Origin of the sequence: Microbacterium sp. LKL04 (genome assembly GCF_900102005.1) — a bacterium.
GTDB lineage: Bacteria > Actinomycetota > Actinomycetes > Actinomycetales > Microbacteriaceae > Microbacterium.
The window spans coordinates 1,158,966-1,179,946 of sequence record NZ_LT627736.1 but is presented as its reverse complement, the minus strand read 5'-3'; the positions used below and the strand labels follow the sequence as shown (position 1 = coordinate 1,179,946).

Annotated in this window: 18 protein-coding genes and 1 tRNA gene; 8 read left to right on the top strand and 11 right to left on the bottom strand. The window is 69.3% G+C overall.

The features are described 5' to 3' along the window. The first annotated feature begins 42 nt into the window (after positions 1 to 42). A complete protein-coding gene (locus BLP38_RS05890; RefSeq protein ID WP_091354354.1) occupies positions 43 to 1,167 on the top strand; it encodes a YlbL family protein in 1,125 nt (374 codons plus the stop codon). 78 nt (positions 1,168 to 1,245) lie between these two features. After that, positions 1,246 to 4,164 carry a UPF0182 family membrane protein gene (locus tag BLP38_RS05885; protein ID WP_091354350.1) on the top strand — a complete coding sequence of 973 codons (2,919 nt, stop codon included), beginning with the start codon at positions 1,246 to 1,248 and terminating at the stop codon, positions 4,162 to 4,164. Between the two features lie 26 nt (positions 4,165 to 4,190). On the opposite strand, the gene BLP38_RS05880 is transcribed toward BLP38_RS05885, so the two are convergent. The 7 genes from BLP38_RS05880 to idi are packed head-to-tail and all read right to left on the bottom strand — an operon-like array spanning position 4,191 to position 9,755. Further along, entirely contained in the window at positions 4,191 to 5,066 is an 876-nt protein-coding gene (locus BLP38_RS05880) for a prenyltransferase (protein WP_091354346.1), read from the bottom strand. After that, entirely contained in the window at positions 5,063 to 5,371 is a 309-nt protein-coding gene (locus BLP38_RS05875) for a lycopene cyclase domain-containing protein (RefSeq protein WP_091354342.1), read from the bottom strand. The genes BLP38_RS05880 and BLP38_RS05875 overlap by 4 nt, the downstream gene beginning before the upstream one ends. Then, a complete protein-coding gene (locus BLP38_RS05870) occupies positions 5,368 to 5,709 on the bottom strand; it encodes a lycopene cyclase domain-containing protein (RefSeq protein WP_091354339.1) in 342 nt (113 codons plus the stop codon). Before BLP38_RS05870 ends, BLP38_RS05875 begins: the two co-directional genes overlap by 4 nt. Before the next feature lie 5 nt (positions 5,710 to 5,714). Continuing rightward, entirely contained in the window at positions 5,715 to 7,268 is a 1,554-nt protein-coding gene (gene crtI / locus BLP38_RS05865; RefSeq protein WP_091354335.1) for a phytoene desaturase family protein, read from the bottom strand. Continuing rightward, on the bottom strand, positions 7,265 to 8,149 hold the full coding sequence (locus BLP38_RS05860) for a squalene/phytoene synthase family protein (protein WP_091354332.1): 885 nt from the start codon (positions 8,147 to 8,149) through the stop codon (positions 7,265 to 7,267). The genes crtI and BLP38_RS05860 overlap by 4 nt, the downstream gene beginning before the upstream one ends. After that, a complete protein-coding gene (locus tag BLP38_RS05855; protein ID WP_091354329.1) occupies positions 8,146 to 9,210 on the bottom strand; it encodes a polyprenyl synthetase family protein in 1,065 nt (354 codons plus the stop codon). The genes BLP38_RS05860 and BLP38_RS05855 overlap by 4 nt, the downstream gene beginning before the upstream one ends. Next, positions 9,207 to 9,755 (bottom strand): isopentenyl-diphosphate Delta-isomerase, encoded by a 549-nt coding sequence (idi, locus tag BLP38_RS05850; protein WP_091354324.1) that lies wholly within the window; start codon positions 9,753 to 9,755, stop codon positions 9,207 to 9,209. The genes BLP38_RS05855 and idi overlap by 4 nt, the downstream gene beginning before the upstream one ends. A 71-nt stretch (positions 9,756 to 9,826) precedes the next feature. On the opposite strand from idi, the gene BLP38_RS05845 reads away from it, so the two are divergent. Beyond that, the gene (locus tag BLP38_RS05845) at positions 9,827 to 10,300 is read left to right on the top strand and encodes a MarR family winged helix-turn-helix transcriptional regulator (protein ID WP_091354320.1); all 474 of its coding nucleotides are present in this window, start codon (positions 9,827 to 9,829) and stop codon (positions 10,298 to 10,300) included. 57 nt (positions 10,301 to 10,357) lie between these two features. Here the strand turns inward: BLP38_RS05845 and BLP38_RS05840 are convergent. Then, positions 10,358 to 10,431: transfer RNA gene (locus BLP38_RS05840), tRNA-Met, on the bottom strand. 82 nt (positions 10,432 to 10,513) lie between these two features. Here BLP38_RS05840 and BLP38_RS05835 point away from each other — a divergent pair. After that, positions 10,514 to 11,023 (top strand): DUF6328 family protein, encoded by a 510-nt coding sequence (locus BLP38_RS05835; protein WP_091354316.1) that lies wholly within the window; start codon positions 10,514 to 10,516, stop codon positions 11,021 to 11,023. Continuing rightward, a complete protein-coding gene (locus BLP38_RS05830) occupies positions 11,020 to 11,829 on the top strand; it encodes a carbon-nitrogen hydrolase family protein (protein WP_091354313.1) in 810 nt (269 codons plus the stop codon). Before BLP38_RS05835 ends, BLP38_RS05830 begins: the two co-directional genes overlap by 4 nt. Before the next feature lie 15 nt (positions 11,830 to 11,844). On the opposite strand, the gene BLP38_RS05825 is transcribed toward BLP38_RS05830, so the two are convergent. Beyond that, complete coding sequence (locus BLP38_RS05825; protein ID WP_091354310.1) at positions 11,845 to 13,053, bottom strand: aminotransferase class I/II-fold pyridoxal phosphate-dependent enzyme; 1,209 nt, start codon at positions 13,051 to 13,053, stop codon at positions 11,845 to 11,847. 126 nt (positions 13,054 to 13,179) lie between these two features. Between BLP38_RS05825 and BLP38_RS05820 the strand changes: the two genes are divergently transcribed. Genes BLP38_RS05820 through BLP38_RS05810 form a run of 3 tightly spaced genes read left to right on the top strand, consistent with a single transcriptional unit; the run spans position 13,180 to position 17,379 of the window. Then, a complete protein-coding gene (locus BLP38_RS05820; protein WP_091354306.1) occupies positions 13,180 to 14,643 on the top strand; it encodes a S1C family serine protease in 1,464 nt (487 codons plus the stop codon). A gap of 52 nt (positions 14,644 to 14,695) precedes the next feature. Continuing rightward, positions 14,696 to 15,937, top strand: a complete 1,242-nt coding sequence (locus BLP38_RS05815; protein WP_091354303.1) for a CDP-glycerol glycerophosphotransferase family protein — start codon at positions 14,696 to 14,698, stop codon at positions 15,935 to 15,937. Continuing rightward, positions 15,934 to 17,379: a CDP-glycerol glycerophosphotransferase family protein gene (locus tag BLP38_RS05810; protein ID WP_091354300.1), complete on the top strand. Its 1,446-nt coding sequence runs from the start codon at positions 15,934 to 15,936 to the stop codon at positions 17,377 to 17,379. Before BLP38_RS05815 ends, BLP38_RS05810 begins: the two co-directional genes overlap by 4 nt. Before the next feature lie 6 nt (positions 17,380 to 17,385). On the opposite strand, the gene BLP38_RS05805 is transcribed toward BLP38_RS05810, so the two are convergent. Then, positions 17,386 to 18,453, bottom strand: coding sequence for a glycosyltransferase family 2 protein (locus BLP38_RS05805; RefSeq protein WP_091354297.1), 1,068 nt, complete (start codon positions 18,451 to 18,453; stop codon positions 17,386 to 17,388). After that, on the bottom strand, positions 18,450 to 20,981 hold the full coding sequence (locus tag BLP38_RS05800) for a glycosyltransferase (RefSeq protein ID WP_091354293.1): 2,532 nt from the start codon (positions 20,979 to 20,981) through the stop codon (positions 18,450 to 18,452). Before BLP38_RS05800 ends, BLP38_RS05805 begins: the two co-directional genes overlap by 4 nt.

The following is a 20,981-nucleotide window of genomic DNA, read 5'->3' as shown; positions in this document are numbered from 1 at the left end:
CGTGTACGCCGGTCGCGAACGAGCACCGGAGGAAGGACCCGCGTGTCGTTCTTCACGCCTGTACCCGAGCGCGCCGAGCGTCGCTCCTCCACCCGTTCGCGGCGGTTCGCCGCCGGCGTCTGGGCCCTCGTCGTCGCGCTCGTCGCTCTGCTCGTCCTGAGCTTCCTTCCGACCGGCTACGTCATCCAGCGACAGGGGCCCGTGGTCAACACGCTGGGGACGGCCGAGAACGCCGAGGGCGAGGATGTCCCGCTGATCTCGGTGTCGGGTGCCCAGACCTACCCGACGGGAGGCGCGCTGGACCTGACGACGGTGCAGGTCCTGGGGAACCGCGAGCAGACCCCCTCGTGGTTCGAGCTCGCGCTCGCCTGGTTCGACCCCGCCGAAGCGGTCCTCCCGGTCGACAGCATCTTCCCCGCCGGGACGACGACGGAGCAGCGGAACGAGCAGAACGCGGCGCTCATGGTCGACTCCCAGAAGGAAGCGACCGCCGCCGCCCTCACCCAGCTCGGTTACACGGTGCGTGAGCACGTCGGGGTGGGCGCCCTCCCGAAGGACTCTCCCGCGACGGGGATCCTCCAGGTGGGCGATGAGATCGTCTCCGCCGGCGGCACGACGATCACAGACACGGCGCAGCTGCGGTCCGTCATCAATGACGGCGGAGGCGAGCCCGTGGACCTCGTGATCCGTCGCGATGGCGAGGAGCGCCCGGTCACGATCACTCCGGCCCGCACCGAGTCGGAGGACGGACCGGTCTGGATCATCGGGATCACCACCGAGCGCGACTTCGACTTCCCGATCGACGTCACGATCCAGCTCGACAGGATCGGCGGCCCGAGTGCGGGTCAGATGTTCGCGCTGGGGATCATCGACACCCTGACACCCGGCGAGCTCAACGGCGGCGAGCAGGTCGCCGGGACGGGGACGATCGACGCGGCCGGCACGATCGGTCCGATCGGCGGCATCCGACAGAAGCTGTACGGTGCGCGGGATGCCGGAGCGAGCTACTTCCTCGCTCCGAAGGAGAACTGCGGTGAGGTCGTCGGACATGTCCCGAGCGGGCTCCGCGTGGTCCCCGTCTCGACGCTCGACGACTCGCTGGGTGCGCTCGACGCGATCCGGACCGGCACGGGTGTCGACGAACTGCCCGTCTGCGCTGCGGGGTGAGCGCGCCACCCCTGCGATTCCGCCGAGAGCGCACGGGGGCGAGGCCGGGTCGCAACAGCCGCCGCCTAGGATGAGGGTGTGACCTCGACACCTGCCGGGCCGGCCACGTCCACCCCTCCGAATCCTGTCCGCCGCACGATCGCCATCACCGTTGGCGTGTTGGTTGTGCTGGTGATCGCGTTCTTCGCGTTCGCGAACCTGTACACGGATTGGCAGTGGTACCGGCAGCTCGGTTTCGACGGCGTCCTCGTGACGCAGTGGACCGCGCGGGTCGTCATGTTCGTCATCGGATTCGTGGCGATGGCCGTCCCCGTCTTCGCAGCCATCCAGCTGGCCTACCGCCTGCGTCCCGTGTACGCACGACTGAGCTCGCAGCTGGACCACTACCAGGAGGTCGTCGAGCCCCTGCGTCGCCTCGCGATGTGGGGGATCCCGGTGTTCTTCGGCTTCTTCGCCGGGTTCGCCGCGTCGGCGCAGTGGGAGACGGTGTGGCTTTGGGTCAACGGCGTCTCGACCGGCCAGAAGGACCCGGAGTTCGGTCTCGACACGGGCTTCTACCTGTTCCAGATGCCGTTCTACAGCATCGTGCTCGGCTTCGCGTCGGCGGTGCTCCTCATCTGCCTCCTCGTCACGGTGGTCGTCGCCTACCTCTACGGCTCGGTCCGGGTGGGTCAGCGTGAACTGCGCATCTCGAAGGCGGCTCGCATCCAGCTGGCGGTCGTCGCGGCGCTCTACCTGGCCGTGCAGGCGGTCAGCCTGTGGTTCGACCGCTACAAGACCCTCACGACGCAGGGCGACCGTTTCACGGGAGCCAGCTACGTCGACGTCAACGCCGTGATCCCGGGTCTCGCGATCGTCTCGATCGCCGCCGCCATCGTCGCGGCGCTGTTCATCGTGACGGCCATCATCGGCCGGTGGCGCTTCCCCCTCATCGGTACCGCACTCCTGATCGTCTCGTCCCTCGTGGTCGGTGTGGCCTACCCGTGGGCCGTCAGCCAGTTCCAGGTCGCACCGAACCTCGAGACGTACGAGGCGCCGTTCGTCGACCGCAACCTCGCCGCGACGAAGTTCGCCTACGGGATCAACGGACTCGAGAAGACCGACTACGAAGCGGTGACCACGGCCGAAGAGGGTCAGCTGCGGGCGGACGCCGACACGACCGCGTCGCTGCGCATCATGGACCCCGCCATCATCGGCCCCACCGTCCGTCAGCTCGAGCAGTACCGCTCGTACTACCAGTTCCAGAACCCGCTGGACGTCGATCGCTACGAGATCGAGGGCAAGACGCAGGATGCCGTGGTGTCGGTCCGTGAGCTGAACCTCGGCCAGCTGGGCAACGCGCAGTCCTGGTACAACAACACCCTGGTGTACACCCACGGCTACGGCGTCGTCGCCGCGAAGGGCAACGAGCGGACCGATGACGGCAACCCCGTCTTCATGGAGCGCGGCATCCCGACCTCGGGCGAGTTGACCAAGAGCGAGAACTACGAGCCGCGGATCTACTTCGGTGAGTACTCGCCGCCGTATTCGATCGTCGGCGCCCCGAAGGGATCGGATCCCGTCGAGCTGGACTACCCGCGCGGCGAGGACGGGTCTGACCAGACGCGGACGACCTTCACCGGCAACGGCGGACCGGACATCGGCAACCCCTTCAACCGGCTGCTGTACGCGCTGAAGTTCCAGTCCACCGACATCCTGTTCTCGGACGGGATCAACGACAACTCGCAGATCCTCTACGACCGGAACCCGCGGGACCGCGTTCAGAAGGTCGCACCGTACCTCGAGCTCGACAGCGACCCGTACCCGAGCGTCGTGGACGGGCGCGTCGTGTGGATCATCGACGGGTACACCCTGAGCAACAACTACCCGTACTCGTCGATCGTGAGCCTCCGGAATGCGATCTCGGACACGACGAACACGCAGCCGCGGGTGGCGCTCGATGACATCAACTACATCCGCAACTCCGTCAAGGCGACCGTCGATGCCTACGACGGTTCGGTGAAGCTGTATGCGTGGGACGAGACCGACCCGCTGCTGCAGGCATGGCAGAAGGTCTACCCCTCGACGCTCCGCCCCATCAGCGAGATGTCGGGCGACCTCATGAGCCACGTGCGCTACCCGACGGACCTGTTCAAGGTGCAGCGCGCGATGCTCGGCACCTACCACGTCGACGATGCGCAGTCGTTCATCCGACGCGACAACGCCTGGCGGACCCCGCAGGATCCGGTGGACAACTCGAACCTGCAGCCCCCCTACTACCTGACGATGCAGATGCCCGGGCAGGACAATCCCTCGTTCTCGATGTTCACCTCGTTCATCCCCGCGTCGGAGGGTGACGGAGAGCGGAACGTCCTGCTCGGATACCTGGCCGTGGACTCCAATGCAGGGTCGGAGAAGGGGAAGAAGGGCGCCGACTACGGCAAGCTCCGCATGCTCGAGATCGGCGCTGACGTTTCGGTCCCGGGACCCGGTCAAGTGCAGAACGACTTCCGGTCGAATGCCACCGTGGCGCGGGAGGTCAACCTTCTGCAACAGGGTCAGTCCGATGTCCGTAACGGAAACCTGCTGACTCTCCCGGTCGGCGGCGGTCTGCTCTATGTCCAGCCGGTGTTCGTCCAGGCCTCGAGCGGGACGCAGCTCCCGCAGCTTCGGAAGATCCTGGTCTCGTTCGGTAAGGAGGTCGCCTTCGAGGACACGCTCCAAGAAGCGCTCGACCAGCTCTTCGGCGGCGACTCCGGTGCGACCGCGGGTGACGAAGGGACCACCCCGACGCCCTCGGGCTCGCCCGAGGCGACGCCGTCCCCCGAGGCGACCGACGGCACCGAGCCGCCGACCGCCGGCACCGGCGATGAGACCGCTCGGCTCCTGCAGGAGGCTCGCGACGTCATGATGGCGCGTGATGCCGCGATGCAGAAGGGCGACTGGGCGACCTACGGCCAGGAAGACGAAAAGCTCACCAACATCCTCGACCGGCTCATCCAGCTCGACGGGAACTGATCCCGCGATGACCCGGTGGGGGCTGTTCAGGACAGGAACAGCCCCCACCAGATCATCAGCAGCGTGACGACGAAGCCGGCGAACTGGTTGAGCCAGAGGAACCGGTCCCAGCCGCGGGTGGCGGACGCGGCATCCTCATCGCGAACCGAACGGTACGGCCACACCGTCGCGAGGTAGGGGAGAGCGACGATCGCCGCGAGGGGCCCAGGCCACGTGGTGCCGAGCATCGCGAGTCCCGCCGCCGCGTAGGCGACGAGCGAGAAGCGCACCGTCCAGGCGGCGCCGCGGACCGTCGCGATCGACGAGATCCCCGCTTCGCGGTCGGCGACGACGTCCTGCACCGCTCCGAATGCGTGCGAGGCCGCGCCCCACAGCGCGAACCCGACGATGATGAGGACGAGTTGCGGTGTCCACGTCGCCTCCGTCAGCACGAGCGCGTAGACCGCCGGCGAGAAGAAGTGGATGCTGCTGGTCACCGAGTCGGCGAAGGGCCGCTCCTTCAGACGGAGGGGCGGAGCGCTGTAGAAGACGACGGCGAGCAGGCTCACGAGAAGGACGAGCCAGGACAGCGGCGGACCGACGATCACCAGGAAGACCACGAACGGCGCGCACAGCAGTCCGGAGGCCCAGAGGGTCGGAGCGTGCAGGCTCTTCTCGAGGATGGCGCCGTGCGCGCCGCCCTTGCGGGGATTCCGCAGATCCGATTCGTAGTCGAAGACGTCGTTGATGCCGTACATCGCGACGTTGTACGGAACGAGGAAGAAGATCGTCCCCACCACCAGGACGAGGTCGATCTCCCGCGCACTCAGGAGGTATGCGGCCGCGAACGGGAACGCGGTGTTGATCCAGCTGACCGGTCGGGAGGACACGAAGAGCTGTCGGGCGAAGCGCACCGGTGTCACGCGGCATCCCTTCGTTCGGGAATCAGGGCCGAGATCGCGGGGAGGAGGAAAGCGACGCAGAGCGGGTAGGCGAAGTCCTCGACAGGAGCGAGCCCGACGCGGATGCCGCTGATGTGCTCTTCGGGATACGTGAAGAGGTCCGCGGCGATCATGATGTTGTCGAAGATCGCGGTGAGGACGAAGAGAACGGCAGCCGTCCACGCTGAGGCGATCAGTCGTTCGCGACGGCCGGGGCGCCGGAGAGAGGCGAGCGTCACGGTGACCGTGATCACGAGGAACGGGACGACGATGAGCGGGTACGTCACGTCGTCTCCTGTCCGCGGGGCCGGCGTCGTGCGGCGCGGGCGCGCGTCACGCCGGCGTGGATCACGAGGGCGAGGTGACAGAGGAAAGCGAGGAAGACGGGTTCCTCGAGCGGCAGGTGCGGAGCGAGGTCGATCCCGATGAGGAGCGGGCTCTCGCCACGGACGAAGACGCCGGTCGCGATCCCGACGAGATCCCAGACGAGGAGGAATACGGTCCCGCAGAGGACGAGGACAGCGGTCCGTCGCGGGGCCTCTCCGAAAGCGAGTCGGTGACGCAGGTCGACGGCGAGCACGCCGAGCGCCGAGACGATCAGGGCGCCGAGGTAGAGACCCGGCATGGACCTCAGCGCTCCGAGGCGAGGGGCTCGGGGATCTGACCCGTGGAGATGTCGCCGTCGAGGAGTTTGACGACGAGTTCGGCGGAGATGAGGCACATCGGCAGACCGACGCCCGGCAGGACCGTCTGGCCGGCGTAGAGCAGCCCGTCCACCTTCGAGCGCAGACCCGGGCGGAACATGGCCGACTGCCGCAGGGTGTGGGCGAGGCCGAGCGCACCGCCCCGGAAGGAGCCGAAGTCGGCGGCGAAGTCGCCGGGCGAGATGGTGCGGCGCACGCGCACGCGGTCGGCGAGGTCGGCGACACCCGTCCAGGCGGCGATCTGGGCGATGACGGCGTCCGCGGCGGCCTCGATAGGGGCGTCGCCGGCGCCGTCGACGCCGCCGCGACCGAGCTCGGGAGCGGCCGGCATGGGGACGAGGACGAACAGGTTCTCGTGGCCGGCGGGTGCGACGTCGTCATCCGTGGCGCTCGGTCGGCACACGTACAGCGATGCGGGATCGGGGATCGCGCCGGTGGTGTCCTCGCCGAAGATCGCGTCGAAGTTCGCCTTCCAGTCCTTCGTGAACAGGAGGGTGTGGTGCTCGAGCTCGGGCAGTTCGCCTTCGACGCCGAGGAGGATCAGGAGGGCGCCGAACGAGGGGACGCGCTTGTCCCACCAGGCGTCGCTCCGCGAGCGGAGGTCGGGCTCGAGCAGCTCCGTCTCGGTGTGGTGCATGTCGGCCGTGGAGATGACGTGATCGGCTTCGACGCGGGTGCCGTCGGCGAGATGGATGCCGGTGGCCACGTCGCCGACGGTGATGATCCGATCGACTTTGCTCGAGGTCCGGATCACGGCACCGCGCTCCTCGGCCAGGCGGGCAATGGCGCGGATGATCTGCACGAAGCCGCCCCGCGGATACAGCACGCCGTCGTCGAGGTCGAGGTGGCTCATCAGGTGGTACAGGCTCGGAGCGTCGTACGGGGAGCCGCCCAGGAACACTGCCGGGTACCCGAGCACCTGCTGGAGGACCGGATCGGAGAACTGCTTCTCGACGTGGGTCGAGAGCGGGCGCAGCAGGAGCGGCAGGAGCGTCCCGAGCTTCCTGAGGACGTCGGGGTGGGCCAGTCCCTTCACGGAGACGTACGGGTCGTAGAGGAACCGCGAGACGGCGAGGTCGTAGATCTCGCCGGCGGAGTCGAGGTACGCGGCGAGCTTCGCACCGGCGCCGGGTTCGCGCGCCTCGAAGGCCGCGACGGCGGCATCCCGTCCCGACACGACGTCGAACGGCTCACGCTCGCCCTCGTGGTAGACGCGGTAGGCGGGGTCGAGCCGTACGAGGTCGAGCTGCTCCGCAGCAGTCGTGCCGAGGAGAGCGAAGAAGTGGTCGAAGACCTCGGGCATGAGGTACCAGCTGGGGCCCGTGTCGAAGCGGAAGCCGTCCTTCTCCCAGCTGCCGGCGCGACCGCCGACGTCGTCCAGAGCCTCGAAAACGGTCACCTCATCCCCGCGGTCGGCGAGGAGCGCAGCGGTCGCGAGACCGGTGATCCCGCCTCCGATGATGGCGATGCGGCGGGTCATGCGGGGGACCTCCGTGAGGGTGCGGACCGTCGGGCGGGGAGCAGGGTGCGGTGCGCGACGGCGGCGCGCACCGCGATCGCGGCTTTGACGGGATTGGGCACGCGGACGCGCGTGTCGACATCCTCGGTGCGGTGCAGCCTCTCGGCGAGCGAGGCGAACAGCCCGTGCGCCGTCGCGACTGCGACACGGCAGTCCGCGGGAAGGAGCGGGATCGTCGCGGCGGCGGCATCCAGATCCGCGTCGATGCGTGCGAGGACGTCGGCGCGTCGCTCGGCGCCGACACCCACGCCGAGGTAGTCCCGGCCGAGGCGGCCCGCGTCATCGGCGTGGTCGCGCAGGAAGTTGATGTCCTGGAACGCCGCTCCGAGTCGCCGGGCACCCGAAACGAGCTCCGCGTCGGGATCCCGCGGTGACGCGCTCCCCGCGTTGACGAAGACCTGCAGGCACATGAGGCCGACGACCTCCGCGGAGCCGTACACGTAGTCGTCGTGCGAGGCGTCGTCGTGCTCGGCCCGCTCGAGGTCGGTTCGCATCGACGCGAAGAACGGCTCGATATGCACCCTCGCGATCCCGCTCTGCCTCGAGGTCCGCGCGAACGCATGCACGACGAGGTTCGCGCTGAAGCCGCGGTCGATCGCCGCGTAGGTCTCCGCCTCGAGTGCGTCGAGGACGCGTCGCTGCTCGTCCAGCGGGACGCCTGCGGCATCGGCAGCACCGTCGACGATCTCGTCGGCGACCCGGACGAGAGCGTACACGTTCCGCACATGGCCCCGCACGCGCGGCCCGAGAAGAGTGGTGGCGAGTCCGAAGGACGTGGAGTAGGCGCGGATGACGGATGCCGCCGCTGCTGCTGCGGTCTCGTCGTAAAGGGAGTCGCTCATCGAGGGATGCGGTCCTCCACGGCAGCCGCGAGGGAGGCGAGCAGAACGACGGCGTCGCGCGGGAGCGCGGCGTCGGCGGCATGGCTGCGTGCGGCGCGGAGCGTCTCGGCGATCATCTCGACAGCACGATCCCGTGCGCCGCTGGCGGCGAGCTCGCGCTGCGCCTCGGCGATGGCGATGGGACCGGTCGGCGCCATGGCGAGGGCGGACGCGATGCGCGGCCACGCCTCGGTTTCGGCCGCCATGGCAATCAGAGGCGTCCGCTTCGACGCGCGGAGATCGGCACCCGGCTCGCGCCCGGCCTCCGCCCGAGACCCGAAGGTGCCGATGAGGTCGTCGGCGAGTTGGAAGGCCACCCCGATCGCCGAGCCCGCGGATTCGAGTGCCGTGCGCTCGTCGTCGCTGGCTCCCGCGAGGAGCGCACCGGCGGCGAGCGGGGCCTGGAAGGAGTAGAAGGCCGTCTTGTCGCGGGCGGTGCGGATCAGCGAATCGGTGGGCGGGAGGTCCGCGCCGATGGTCTGCTCGACGTCGGCGAGTTCGCCGGCGGCCGAGACCAGCAGGGCGTCGTCGAGGAGGACGAACAGCGCGGCGCGCTGCGGTGCGGTCACGGGCGCGGTGGCGATCAGGCGCGTCGCCTCGAAGAGCAGGAGATCGCCGGCGAGGACCGCCGCAGCGGCCCCGAGGAGGTTCGCGTCATCGGCATCCCCGCCGCGCGCCAGAGCGCGTTCGCGGAACCGTCCGACGACGTTCGGGATGCCGCGACGCTCGACGTCTCCGTCGATCAGGTCGTCGTGCACCACGAATGCGGCGTGCAGGAGTTCGAACGCTGCGGCGACGCGCCACAGTCCGGGGGAGTGGCCGATGTCGCCGCCGAAGGCCTGGAACGCCGCGACGACGAGCGCTGGTCGCAGCTGCTTCCCGCCCGTGGCGGAGGCGGCGGTGGCCTCGCCGAGGGCGGCCGATGCCTCGCCGAGGGCGGCGGAACGGATGCGGAGACGCTCGAGCGCGACCTGCAGGGCATCATCGATCTCGCGTCGGGCAATTGCGGACAGGGCGATCATGAGGCCCTCCGGACGGACACCGGGTCTGCCAGATCGAACTGCTGCGCCTGGAGGACGAGCCACGGGCTGAACGCCCAGGGCGCCGCCGAGACCGAGGCGGCGAGGTCGGCAGGGTCGACCCATCGTGCTTCGGCGACTTCGTCCGGATTGAGCACCGGCTCCTCGTCCGTGTAGGCGACGTAGACGGGGCAGATCTCGTTCTCGACGATCCCGGATGCATCGACCGCGCGGTAGCGGAAGCCCGGGATGGTCGGCGTCACGTCGCGTACGGCCAACCCGACCTCGTGCGCGGCGCGCCGGTGGACGGCGTCGAGGACCGCTTCGCCCGGGCCGGGGTGACCGCAGAACGAGTTGGTCCATACTCCGGGCCACGCCGCCTTGCTGAGCGCTCGGCGCGTCACCAGGATCTGGCCTTGCGAGTTGTAGACGTGGCAGGAGAATGCGAAATGGAGTGCCGTGTCGGTACCGTGGACCGTTGCCTTGGGAGCCGTCCCGATGTCGCGGCCGTCATCATCCATCAAGACGACGTACTCGATGTCAGACACGATTCCTCCGTAAGTTGCTAGATTATCTAGCGATCATCCGACATGCTACCTATCGACCCAGGAGGTGTCCAATGGTTGCAGAACCGTGGGTCCCGACCACCGAGCGTGGCGCTGTCGTGATGAGTGCACTCGAGGCCGTCCGCGCGTTCTCGGACTCCCTGGATCGAATGTACGCGGGTATGCGCGGTGACATGGACATGAACGCGACCGATCTCGCGGCGCTGCGGATGCTCATCATCCGGGAGCAGCACGGCGAGGTCGTGAAGCCGAACGACCTGGCGTCGCACCTCGCCATCTCGACGGCGTCGACGACGAAGCTGCTGGACCGGCTCACCGCAGACGGTTACCTGAACCGCATCCCGCATCCGCATGATCGTCGCGCTCGAATCGTTGTGCTGACCGACGAGGCGCGCACGACGTTCCGCCGTCACTTCGGCGACAGGCTGCGTCGGATGCGGACTGCCGCAGACGCCTACACGGATTCGGAGCTCCGCACGATCGTGCGCTTCCTGGCGGACATGGAGACGGCGATGCTGCCGGACTGACCCGCCCTGACACGCGAAGAAGGCGTCCCCTCCGGAGAGGGAACGCCTTCTTTTTTGTTGCGGGGACAGGATTTGAACCTGCGACCTCTGGGTTATGAGCCCAGCGAGCTACCGAACTGCTCCACCCCGCGGCACAAGAGAAAACACTAGCACGCGATTCGGGAGGACGCGAATCGGGGCGCAGACTGCGCCACGAATGGGCAGGATGAGGACATGTCTGCGCGAGACCCCGATGTCACTTCGGACGCCCAACCCGACGGTCGGGACGAGACGCAAGACGAGCGGGCGGACCGAAACTGGAGCGAGGTGCTGCAGGAGCTGCGCGTGCTCCAGACCGGAACCCAGATCCTCACAGGGTTCCTCCTCGCCCTCGCCTTCCAGCCCTCGTTCGGCGACCTGAACGCGACCCAGCGGGGGATGTACCTGGTGTTGGTGGTGCTGTCCGCGTTCAGCGCCGTCGTCGCTCTCGCTCCCGTATCGGTCCACCGGCTCCTCTTCGCGCGGCGTGCGAAGCCCGCGATCGTTCGCTTCGGTCACCTCTGCATGCTGGGCTCGCTCGGGCTGGTGTCCCTGCTCCTGATCGGCGTCGTGGTGTTCGTGTTCGACGTCGTCGTCGGTGGTGCGGCATCCTGGGTGGCGGGTGCCGGTCTCGCCGCCGTCATCGTGGGACTGTGGGTCGTCGCACCCGTGATCGCCCGTCGTCGTTCGGAGAGGACCTCATGACCGTCACGCCCCTCGGCGTCGCCGTGGCCCAGTTCGCTCCGACCGCCGATGAGTCGGCCAACCTCGACGCCATCGCCGACCTGGTGGAGCGTGCACGCCGCCGCGGCGCCGACGTCGTGCTCTTCCCGGAGTACTCGAGCTACTTCGTCGACCCCTTCGACGCCTCCCTGGCAGAGCACGCACAGGACCTCGACGGACCGTTCGTCCGCGCGCTCACCGCGCTGGCGGCGGCGCACGACGTGCACATCGTCGCGGGGCTGGTCGAACGGGCGGCGTCCCCGGGCCGAGTCCGGAACACCGTCGTCGCCGTGGATGCCGGTGGCATCGTCGCGCGGTACCGCAAGCTCCACCTGTACGACGCCTTCGGGCAGCGCGAATCGGACTGGGTCGAGCCGGGGGACATCGACGTCGCGGAGACGTTCGACACCGGCGGCATCCGGTTCGCCCTCATGACCTGCTACGACCTCCGCTTCCCGGAGGTCGCCCGCGTGCTCGCGGACACCGGCGCGCACGTCGTCCTCGTCGCAGCGGAATGGGTGCGGGGCCCCCTGAAAGAGGACCACTGGCGCACGCTGCTGCAGGCCCGCGCCATAGAGAACACCCTGTACGTCGCCGGCGCGGACCACCCGCCGCCGCTCGGCGTGGGGCACTCGGTCGTCATCGACCCGCAGGGCGTGCCGGTCGTGCACATCGGGACGGCCACCGATGTCGCCGTCGCCTTCGTCGACGTGCGTGCCGTCGAGCGGGTGCGCCGCGTCAATCCCGCCCTCGCCCTGCGCCGGTACACGGTCGTTCCGCGCGTGTGACGCGCGCGTCGCGCGTCAACGGGCGGATGCCGCCAAACGCCGCGCAGCCTCTGCGATGACGTCCGTCCGCTTGCAGGATGCGAAGCGGACGAGCGTTGCGTACTCCGCCCGGTGGCCGGGTGTCACGAACGCCGTCACGGGAATCGCCGCCACGCCGACGCGCTCGGGGAGCGCGCGGCAGAAGTCGGCGGCATCCTCCCCCTCGGCGAGCATCGAGCGGACGTCGGCGACCGTGAAGTACGAGCCCGCGGGGGTGCTCACCTCGAATCCCGCGGCGACGAGTCCGGCGCCCAGCAGGTCACGCCGTTCCCGCTGGGTCGCCGCCAGGTCCTCGAAGTATCGGTCGGGCAAGCCGAGGCCGACGGCGATCGCGGGCTGGAACGGTGCCCCGTTCACGTAGGTGAGGTACTGCTTGACGGCGAGGACGGCGTCCACGAGATCAGCGGGCCCGCTGATCCAGCCGACCTTCCATCCCGTCGTCCGGAACGTCTTCCCTCCGGACGAGATCGTGAGCGTCCGCTCGGCTGCGCCGGGCAGTGTCGCGATCGGTGTGTGGCTGCCCGACATCACCAGGTGCTCGTAGACCTCGTCGGTCACGATGAGCGCGTCGTGCAGATGCGCGAGCCGGACGATCTCCTCGCGGACCTCGGCGGAGAACATCGTTCCGGTCGGGTTGTGGGGATCGTTGACGAGGATGATCCGGGTCCGGTCGGTGACGGCCGTCCGGAGGTCGTCCACATCCGGCTCCAGGCCGGGCCACCGCAACGGGACCGGAACGAGGCGCGCCCCGGCGAGCGCGACCGCAGCCGCGTAGGAGTCGTAGAACGGTTCGAAGACGACGACCTCGTCATCGGAGCCGTCGAGGAGCGCGAGGATCGCGGCGGTCAGGGCCTCCGTCGCGCCGGCGGTGACGAGGACTTCGCGGTCGGGATCGAGGTCGACGCCGTAGAACCGGTGCTGGTGGTCCGCGACCGCCTCTCGGAGGACCGGCATGCCGCGCCCCGGCGGGTACTGATTGACGCCGCTGCGGATCGCTGTCAGAGCTGCGTCGAGCACCTCTGAAGGCCCGTCCTCGTCGGGGAAGCCCTGGCCGAGATTGACGGCGTCGTGCCGGACGGCCGCCGCCGTGATCTCGGCGAAGATCGTGGGGGTCAGGTCGCCGTCGGGGGACAGGAGGCCCGCTCCGCGGGCTGCGCGTTGCCAGGCGCCGGATATGTGCAGCACGGGCCCAGCGTATCGCCGGGCGACCCGGATGCCCGGCGCACTCCCATAGGCTGATCGGAGGGGTGGCATAGCTGGTCCACAGACTCCGGGAGCACTCTGAAGTCGCCTCGAAAAAGGAGCAGTCCCATGAGCGATTCGAACACCCCCGACCCGAACACGTCCGGAGCGAATGTGCCCCCGCGTCCGCCGCTGCCTGAATCCGGTGCGCCCGGTCACCAGGGTGCCCCGGACGCCCAGGCCACGCCTGCGCATCACTCCGGCCAGGGGTGGTACGGGCAGGCGACCCACCCGCAGGGCGCCCAGGATGCCGGCCAGCACGCCCCGGGCGCGGCGTTCTCGACGCAGCCCCAGCCCGGTGAGCCGGCGGCGGAGCGGTCTCACGACGCGAAGGTCGGCTCGGGCAAGATCGTGGCGGTGCTCGTCGCCGCTGCCATCGTGGGCGCGGTGTCGGGCCTCGGCGGTGCAGCGATCGGGAACGACGTCTTCCAGCCACAGGCGGCCGCGGTCGCGCCCAAGGGGTCGACCCAGATCACGGTCAATGATCCGGACCAGGTCAACCAGACCACGGGCATCGCTACCAAGACGCTTCCCAGCGTCGTGACCATCAGCGCCACGTCGTCGAGCGGCGGCGGTACGGGATCCGGAGTCATCCTCAGCGAGGACGGCTACGTCGTCACCAACACGCATGTGGTGACCCTGGACGGAGCGAGCTCCGACGCGTCCCTCCGGGTCACGACCTCCGACGGCCGCGTCTTCAACGCGAAGATCGTGGGCACCGATCCGATCTACGACCTCGCCGTCATCAAGCTGACGGACGCGACAGACCTCACTCCCATCACCTTCGCCGACTCCGCCAAGCTCAATGTCGGGGACACGACCGTCGCTGTGGGCGCCCCGCTCGGCCTGTCCAACACGGTCACGACCGGCATCGTCAGCGCACTGAACCGCTCCATCCAGATCGCCTCCTCCGCCGTCCCCGACTCGGGCGAGCAGGAGCAGGGACAGGGCCAGAACGGCGAGTCGCCGTTCCAGTTCGATTTCGGCCAGGGCGAGCAGCGCGGTTCGGGTTCGTCGGGAACGATCTCGATCGCGGTCATCCAGACGGATGCCGCCATCAACCCGGGGAACTCGGGTGGCGCACTCGTCGACGATGAAGGCAATCTCATCGGCATCAACGTCGCGATCGCGACCGCGGGCGGCGGTTCGTCCTCCTCCAGCGAGGCGGGCTCCATCGGAGTCGGCTTCTCGATCCCGTCGAACGTGGTCAAGCGTGTTGCAGACGAGATCATCAAGGACGGCAAGGCCACCCACGGCCTGCTCGGCGCGATGGTCGGCAATGCCGCGGACGCGGAGGACAGCACCGTCGCCGGTGCGCTCATCAGCCAGGTGACCCCGGGCGGCGCAGCAGCGCAGGCGGGCCTGAAGGCGGGCGACGTCGTCACGGAATTCGACGGAGTCCCGGTCCGCGACGCCACCGACCTCACGGCCCAGGTCCGCGCTCTGGCGGCAGGCAGCTCGGCGAACCTCGTCTACGTCCGTGACGGCAGATCGCAGAGCGCCGACGTCACGCTCGGCACGCTGAGCGACTGATCGCTCCAGCGCCCCTCCGAGGCGCGACCCCATCCCGCGATAGGCTCGCGGGATGGGGTCGTTCTCGTTCTCGTCGGGCAACGCGGCGCAGGTGCTGAGACTCCCGCTCCACGTGCTGGGCCTCGTTGCGACGCGGTTTATCCCTCGGTCCAGGGATCTGTGGGTGTTCGGCTCCGCCGCCGGAATCGGCGAGGGGGCGTGGGCGCTCTGGCAGGTCGCCGCGGCGAACGGGGAGCACGCCGTCTGGCTGACGGGCTCCGAGAAGGATGCCGCTGCCGCCCGACGCGCCGGCGTGCCTTCTGTGCCGAAGGGCGGTGTGCGCGGGTTCTGGCTCACTGCCAGGGCCAGGGTGGTCGTCGTCACCCACGGCGCCGGCGATGTGAACCGGTACGGGACTGCGGGATCATTCCTCGTCCAGCTGTGGCATGGCATCCCCCTAAAGCGCCTCGGACTCGACTCACCGGTCACAGCGAAAGCGCCGGTCAACCTGCCGGGACTCGCTCCTCTCCTGCGGTACGCCTACCGGCGCACGCAACGACGCATCTGTCTGCTGCCCGCCGCATCCCACCTCGTCCGCGGTCGCCTGGAGTCGGCATTCGGGCTGAGTCACGACAGGATCCCGGTCACCGGTGAACCCCGTGTGGACGTGCTCGCCGACGGCTCGGCAGCAGACGCACGGGCTTCGGTCGAGGCGCTGGTCGGACCGACTTCCGGCGCGCACCTCGTGCTTTACGCACCCACGTGGCGGGACGGGGCGCCGGATCCCGCGATCCCGGGGCCGGCCGAATGGGCGACGATCGTCGAGGCGCTCGAATCGGCGAATGCCGTCCTCGTGATCCGCTCGCACCCCCTCGGCGCGGGGGAGTACGCGCCACCCCCGGGGACGGACCGCGTCCGGCGGCTGGGAGCGGACCTCATCGCGGACGTCACACCGGTTCTCCCGGCGTTCGATGCATTGATCACCGACTACTCCTCCCTCATCTACGACACGGCGCTCATCCCGCTTCCCGTCGTGTTCTTCGCTCCGGACGAGCGTCGCTACGCCGTCGAACGGGGCTTCTACGGGAGATATCGCGACCTCGCGGGCGAGGATGCGGCGACCACGTGGGGCGAGGTCGCACGCCGACTCGCGATCGTTCTCCTCGACGACTCCGAGCGTGCCCGGCGGATCGCACGGGCACAGGACCTCAGTTCTCGCGTCCACGCCTACCGTGACGGCCGTAACGCCGAGCGCGTGTACCGCGCCATCCGGCGCGGTCTCGCCGCGTCGCGAACGACGAAAGGCAAGGAATGATCCAGGCCGCACTGGCGCCGGGCGATGCCCTCATCCTCGAGGGGGCGGGGCCGGCTCCTGCCGAGATCCGTCTCGAGGGTCCGCGCGCCCGTGTCGCGGGCTCCATCGCCGAAACGGATGCCGGGTGGCGGGCCACGGTCCCGCTGCGCGTCTCGCGGTGGGGCGGCCCGCTGCTCGCCCTCCCGAGCGGGACGTACCGCGTCGTGATGGACGGCCGCGAGGTCCACGCCGCAGATCTCGTGGCGTTCCCGCGGGCGGTGGGCGAGATGCTCGCCGTCGAGGTCCAGGGCGGACGGGTGATCGTCTCGCCCCCGCTGACGGACGCGGATGCCTCCACCGGCGGCCAGTCCGCACTCGAGAGCACCTACGCCCGCGCATCGTCTCCGCTCGAGAACGCGGTGCTGTTCGAGAGCTTCTACGGCCGGAACGCGAGCTGCAACCCGCGAGCGATCGACGCGGAGCTCGCTCGCGTGGCTCCGGGGGTGACGCGGTATTGGAGCGTGGCCGACCGCTCCGTCGATGTACCGGACGGCGCTGTCCCCGTGGTCGAGGGTTCTCCCGAGTGGTGGCGGGTCCGGGGCGCGGCTCGTCTCCTCGTCGTCAACGATTGGCTCCGCAAGCGGTTCGTCCGTCGTCCCGGCCAGCGCGTCCTGCAGACGTGGCACGGTACGCCGCTGAAGCGTCTTGCTCTTCAGCGTCCGGGCTTCGACCCTCGTCGCGTCCTCGCCGTCATCCGCGAGAGCAGGCGATGGGATGTCCTGCTCGCACAGAACCCCTACGCGGCGGGCATCCTCGCCAAGGCGTATGCATTCGGTCGACGACCGATCTGGGTCGAGGGGTACCCGCGCAACGACGTCCTCGCGACGGGCGACAGGGATCGCATACGCCGGGGTCTCGGCGTCTCGCCGGAGGAGCGGGTCCTCCTCTACGCGCCGACGTGGCGGGACGACCGTGATCAGATGGTGGACTTCCTCGACCTCGAACGCCTGGCAGCCGACGCCGGGGCGGTGGTCCTCGTCCGGGGGCACTCGCGCACACTCGTGCCGGGCACCGATTCGATCGGTTCGCGAGTGATCGACGTCACGGCCTTCCCCGACACCTCCGCCCTCCTGCTCGCCGCGGATGCGCTCATCACGGACTACTCCTCGGTGATGTTCGATTTCACCGTCACCGGGAAGCCCGTCTACTTCTTCGCTCCGGATCTCGACCACTACCGCGGCAAGCTACGGGGGTTCTACTTCGACCTGGCCGCGCGGGCGCCCGGCCCGCTGACCTCGACGCAGGAGGAGCTCACGGCGGCGCTCACCGACGCGAGCACGCCCGAGCGCTACGCCGAACGCTATGCATCGTGGGTCGCGCGATTCAACGCCCGCGACGACGGGCGGGCCGCCGAGCGCGTCGTGGCCAGGCTTCTCGACCAGGGCATGATCCTGCGCGACTGACAGGCGTCAGGGCAGAGGCGTGTTGCGGTCCAGGCGGGACGTGTCGACGGTGTCGTGAGCGCCTCTGAGGACTCCGATGAGGAAGCCAGCGCCCCACGCGAGGTGCATCGTGGGAAGCACCGCCGCGAGCCATGCGCGTTGACCGAGAGTCCGTCCGGCGATCGCGCTGAACGCGAGCACTCCCAGGACGTAGAGCGCCACGGGAAGGTGGACGACGGAGAGGACCGCTGCGAAGAGTCCGCTCACGGTACCGGTGACCTGCAGGATGCCGAGGACGATGCTCATCGTGAAAGCGACGACGAGCGCCGGCGGCGCGAAGAAGCGCAGCGAGTTCTGGCGTCCGAACCGGCGGACGAGTTCTCCGCGCCACGTGCCCGTGGCGACGAACTGGCGGGCGAGACGCGCCCAGTTCTCGCGTGGCCAGTAGGTGACGGCGAGTTCCGGGTCGAACCACACACGGTAACCGGCCTGCCGGATGCGGAGATTGAGCTCCCAGTCCTCTCCGCGCCGAATCGACTCGTCGAAGAGCCCGACCTCCTCCAACACGCTCCGGCGCATGACGCCGAGGTATGCGGATTCGGCAGGTCCTTCCGGGGCGCCGCCGTGGTACGCGCCCCCGCCCAGGCCGGCCGGGGAGTTGTACGCGATCGCGACGGCTCGCTGGAACGGCGTGCGTCCGTCCGCACGCATCACACCGCCGACGTTGGCGGCGCGAACGCGGTCCAGGGTGGACAGTGCTCGACGCGTGTACCCCGGCGCGAGTTCGGAGTGGGCGTCGACGCGGACGATGGTGGGATGCCGCGCCGCGCGGATCGCCAGGTTCAGGGCCACGGGGATGTCGGCTCGCGGGTTGTCGACGAGGCGGATGCGCGCGTCGGCCGAGGCCAGCCGCTGTGCGAGCTCGGTCGTCCCGTCGGAAGACGGTCCGAGGGCGAGGATCAGCTCGGCGGGACCGTCGACGTCCTGCTGCAGGACCGTCTCGACCGCGCGTTCGAGGTAATCGCGCTCGTTGAGTACGGGCATCACGAACGTGACGCCGGCGTCGGGCGCCGGAACCGGCGCGTCGACCGTCACTGCGTGCCCGTGGCGTGGGGAGCGCGCACGGGCGCACCCCGCGGGATCAGCGCATCGAACTGCGAGAGCACCTCCGCGGTGTACGCCTCCACGTCGAGCGATGCCGGCGCGACCCGGCCCTCGAGGAATGCGGACATCCCCTCGGCGAGTGCCTCGTCGTCACGGTCGACGATGTGCATGTCATCGCCCGGCAGAGCGCCGCGCGCGGAGCCGAATGCCGTCGAGACGATGGGCAGCCCCAACTGGGCGGCTTCAATGAGGACCATCGGCTGCCCCTCGTAGTCGCTGGAGAGGACGAAGCAGTCGCACCGTCGCATGACGGACACCGGGTCCCGGAGCGGTCCGGTCAGGAAGACCCGTCCGGTCAGACCGGCATCCCGCACCTGCTGCTCGAGCTGCGCGCGCAACGGCCCGCCGCCGACGATGAAGAGCTGGCTGTCGGGAGCTTCCGATGCGAGGCGAGCGAACGCGCGGATGAGACGGGCATGGTTCTTCTCGGTCGACAGCCGGCCCACCGAGACGAACCTCCGGATGCCGGGGGCCGCGAGGGTGGCGTCGAGCACCTGCCCCAGGATCGCGTCGTCCTCGGGTTCGTCACCGTCTTCGTCGCGCTCGTCGACGGCCTCGGCGGAGACGAGATCCGGAAGGTTTCTGAGAGTGACGAAACTGTCCGGGCGGGCGTAGTCGGCGAGCTCGGCGCGATTGAGATCCGTGAGGGCAGGGGAGACGGACACGAGCTGGTCGTAGGCCCGGTACATCGCGAAGACCCGCCCCAGCGAACGCCGGAACGCCTGCTTGCCGTTGACGGTACGGTCGCGGTCGGCGGCCATCTCGTTGTGCAGCCAGATCGCGCGCACCGCGCGTGGCGAATGCAGCATCAAGTGCGCCCAGAACGGGCTGTATCCGCTGAAGTCCGCGACCCAGTCGAACTTGGCCGACCCGAAGATGCGTGTCCACTCGTCCCGCCACAGCGTGCGGTGCCCGAGGCGGCGGTGCGCGCGGAGCGGGTCGGTGCTGACGTCCGCGACGCGTCGCATGATCTGACGCGCTTTCAGGCCGTTCATGCCGCCGACGCGGAAGACCTGTCGGATGTTCGGGTTCAGGCGGGTCTGGTTGTGACGGGTCGTCGCCCCCCGGGGGAAGGCCATGAGAGCCGTCACGTCGTAGCGCTCGGTGTCGAGCGAATTCAGGAGGTTCACGGCCGCGGTCGTGATGCCGTTCAGACGCATCCCGCCCAGGTAGAACAGCAGACGGGGACGGTCGTCCCGCCGCGCGGGGCGCACGCGGCGTCCCTCCTCGCGGCCACGGAACACGACGTCGATGACGCGGGCGGTCGCTCGACCGTCGTCGTACGGGACGAATCGTTCCGCCCATTCTGCGTACCGCGGGTGTGCCGCGGCATTCGGCCGCAGCAGGTCGGCGAGGTCGCGCCCGAGCGCCAGAGGATCGGTCTGCACAGGGCCGGGGAGTTCGTCCAGCGGCATGTAGGTGCCTCGATCGGCGGAGTACGCGTCGCCATCGGGAACGAGGAAGCCGATGGGTCTGCCGGTTGCCAGGTAGTCGAAGAAGATCGAGGAGTAGTCCGTGACGAGCGCGTCGGCGAGGCCGAGGAGGACGTTCGTTGCGACGATGTTCGGCACGAGGACACGGCGCAGAGCCGGGATGCCGCTGGCCGCCCGGTGCACCACCTGGTGGGTCTTGAGGAGCACAGCGACCTCGTCGCCGAGCTCCCGCTGGAGTCCGGCGACCTGGTCGGCCAGGTGCGCGAGATCCGCATCGGGGGCCTGGAAGGAGTTGCCCCGCCAGGTCGGGGCGAACAGCACGATGCGTTTCCCGGTCAGCGACGTGCCCAACTGAGCGGCGAGCGCACCGACGCGCTGCTCCCGCTCCGCATCCGACATCCACTGCCGGTCGATACGCGGATAGCCCTCTTCGATGATCGCGCCGCGGTAGACGTTGCGGAGCTGGTACGCGTCCTCGTACATGGTCTCGGCCATGAACGGGTTGGCCGCGAGGAGGTAATCGGCATTCAGGAGGTTGCGCAGGGTGTTGGCGGATTCGCGCGCACCTCCGGGCATGTCGAAGCCCATGAGCTTGAGAGGCGTCCCGTGCCAGGTGTTCAGGTAGACCTGGCCGACGCGCTTGCTGAACGCCGGGGGGAAGGTGGCGTTGTTGACGAGATATCCGGCTGTCGAGACGGCGCGCCAGTACGCGGCACTCCCGCGTGCAACGATGACGACATTGCGGGTGTCGGCGAACTCCGCGCGAAGTGCCGCCGCGGCATCCGGATCACTGATCGACCAGATGTGCGTCAGATCGGCGAACTCGGGGTCGGCGAGCAGCGATCGGAAGATCGCCTCGGGGTTGCAGAGCGCGCCGTTACCGGCGAAGGATTCGTAGACCACCGTCCGATGCCGGATCGGCCGGGACCTCGCCCAGGCGATCTGCTCCGACGTCGGGATGCGCTTCGCGCGGCTCAGCGCCGAGCGGACAGCACGGGTGACGGCGGGCGGAAGGGGCGAACGCAT